The sequence below is a fragment of the Vibrio sp. 970 genome (assembly GCF_033339075.1).
Window position 1 is genome coordinate 1 of the sequence record NZ_JAWOTW010000739.1, and the last position, 536, is coordinate 536.

A 536-nucleotide genomic window follows, 5' to 3' on the forward strand; every position below is an offset into this window, starting at 1 on the left:
ATGCCTCTGCAGAACAGATTCTTGCGCTATTCAAAGGCGAAGAAGTAGCAGCGCCAGCCGAAGATGGCAACGTAGCAGTCTTTAAGATCAAAAACGCACATGGCCTTCACGCTCGCCCGGGTGCGATGTTGGTTGCAGAAGCGAAGAAATTCGAATCAAACATTCGCGTGGCAAACCTAGATGGTGATGGTAAAGCAGTAAATGCGAAAAGCCTGATGAAAGTGATTGCCCTTGGTGTGAAACACGGTCACCAATTGCAGTTCTCTGCTGAAGGCCCAGACGCGGCTCAAGCACTGGAGTCTATCGGCAACGCGATTGCTTCTGGCCTAGGTGAAGGTTAAGGGCACGCAAATGACAGCATTAAAAACAAACAAAGTTGTGACCATCACGCTGAACCCTGCGCTTGATCTAACAGGCTCGCTCGACGCGCTAAAGGTAGGTTCAGTCAGCCTTGTTGCACAAAGTAGCCTTCACGCGGCAGGCAAAGGCGTTAACGTTGCAAAAGTGCTGAGCGACCTTGGCGCCGACGTTACGGT

General features: G+C 51.3%; 1 protein-coding gene and 1 pseudogene. Both read left to right on the top strand.

The window, feature by feature from the left end; all coding sequences use genetic code 11:
- Nucleotides 1–341 (top strand): HPr family phosphocarrier protein (locus tag R7Q11_RS28925; RefSeq protein WP_225467314.1); only part of this gene is annotated, 341 nt, incomplete at its 5' end.
- 10 nt (nt 342–351) lie between these two features.
- A pseudogene (fruK, locus tag R7Q11_RS28930) lies at nt 352–536 on the top strand (1-phosphofructokinase); the annotation flags it as partial.